We start from the raw sequence: 1,991 nt of genomic DNA, 5'->3' as shown, positions 1-1,991 counted from the left end.
ATTCTGTACCGCTGCAAAGCTTGAAGGTAACGGCATGGATTCTAGGGTCTACGCCGCGTCGCTTCGCTCCTTGCTCCGCCCTGGAATGACGAAGCCAAGGACAGCGCCCAATCACGTATTCATCGAATCGAAGAAGTCCGCGTTGGTCTTCGTCTGCTTGAGCTTGTCGATGAGGAACTCGATCGCGTCGGTCGTGCCCATCGGCGCCAGGATGCGGCGCAACACGAAGATCTTCTGCAGGTCCGCGCGCGGCACAAGCAGGTCCTCCTTGCGGGTGCCGGACTTGAGGATGTCCATCGCCGGGTAGATGCGCTTGTCGGCCACCTTGCGGTCGAGCTGGATTTCGCAGTTGCCGGTGCCCTTGAACTCTTCGAAGATGACTTCGTCCATGCGGCTGCCGGTATCGATCAGCGCGGTCGCGATGATGGTGAGGGAGCCGCCTTCCTCGATGTTGCGGGCGGCGCCGAAGAAGCGCTTCGGGCGCTGCAGCGCGTTGGCGTCGACACCGCCGGTCAGCACCTTGCCCGATGATGGCACCACAGTGTTGTAGGCGCGGCCGAGGCGAGTGATCGAATCGAGCAGGATGACCACGTCGCGGCCGTGCTCGACCAGGCGCTTGGCCTTCTCGATCACCATTTCGGCGACCTGCACGTGGCGCGCCGCCGGCTCGTCGAAGGTGGACGAGATCACCTCGCCCTTCACCGAGCGCTGCATGTCGGTCACTTCTTCCGGACGCTCGTCGATCAGGAGCACGATCAGGTAGCATTCCGGATGGTTGGCGGTGATCGAATGGGCGATGTTCTGCATCAGCACCGTCTTGCCGGTGCGCGGCTGCGCGTTGATCAGCGCGCGCTGGCCCTTGCCGATCGGCGCGACCAGGTCGATCACGCGCGGCGAGATGTCCTTCGAGGTCGAATTGTCGACCTCCATTTTTAGCCGCTTGGTCGGATAGAGCGGCGTCAGATTGTCGAAATGAATCTTGTGACGAATCTTTTCAGGATCGTCGAAATTGATGGTGTTGACCTTGAGCAGCGCGAAATAGCGCTCGCCCTCTTTCGGGCTGCGGATCGGTCCTTCGACCGTATCGCCGGTCTTGAGCGAAAAGCGCCTGATCTGCGATGGCGAGATATAGATGTCGTCGGGACCCGGCAGGTAGTTGGCGTTGGCCGAGCGCAGGAAGCCGAAACCGTCCTGCAGCACCTCGACGACGCCGTCGCCGATGATCTCGATATCCTGGGCCGCGAGCTTCTTCAGGATCGCGAACATCAGCTCCTGCTTGCGCATCACGCTGGCGTTCTCGACCTCGAGCGATTCGGCATAGGCGATCAGCTCTGGGGGCTTCTTGTTCTTGAACTCTGCGAGTTTCATTTCTTGCATTAGATAGACTCTGGGTAGGCTTTGGGGAGAAAAATCGGCTGAATACGACAAATGCCGGGCGCGGCCGAAAGCGAGTAAAAGGGGCGGCGCATGACGGGAAGGAAGACCCGTCTTTTATCGTCGGTCGCCTGAAAGAGCAAGCCGCCTTTTGCGGATCCTGGCGGGTCGGGAGAAGCTGAAGCGCGGTCCCGAACCGGAGGTCAGCGAAAGCAACGGAGACCGGTTCCCGGAGAAGACCACGCTCCCGGTCTAGAACGGCTTCACGATGACCAGGATGACGATGACGATCATCAGCAATGTGGGGATCTCGTTGACGATCCGCCAGTGCCTCGCCGGTTTTTCGTTCTTGTCCTCGGCGAATTTCCTGACCGCGGCGGCGAGGTAGCCGTGCAGGCCCGACAGGACGAGCACAAGCGCGATCTTGGCGTGCAGCCAGCCGCCCTCGAAATGGAAGATCTTCCAGGCCATCCAAAGCCCGAACACCCAGGTCACGATCATCGCCGGATTGATGATCCCCCTGAGCAGACGGCGCTCCATCACCTTGAAGGTCTCGGACTGCACCGAACCTTTCTCGGCATCGGCATGATAGACGAAGAGCCTGGGCAGATAGAGCA

General features: G+C 60.5%; 2 protein-coding genes. Both read right to left on the bottom strand.

The genetic code is table 11. The annotated features are described in order from the left end of the window. Positions 1 to 111: 111 nt before the first annotated feature. A complete protein-coding gene (rho, locus tag EOD07_RS32500; protein ID WP_127238161.1) occupies positions 112 to 1,377 on the bottom strand; it encodes a transcription termination factor Rho in 1,266 nt (421 codons plus the stop codon). Between the two features lie 249 nt (positions 1,378 to 1,626). After that, positions 1,627 to 1,991, bottom strand: a 365-nt coding sequence (locus EOD07_RS32495; RefSeq protein WP_127238160.1) for a CopD family protein, incomplete at its 5' end; no start/stop codon positions are given.

The sequence above is a fragment of the Mesorhizobium sp. M2C.T.Ca.TU.002.02.1.1 genome (assembly GCF_003997225.1).
Note: the sequence above shows the minus strand (reverse complement) of the source record. Positions and strands in the feature narration are given on the sequence as shown.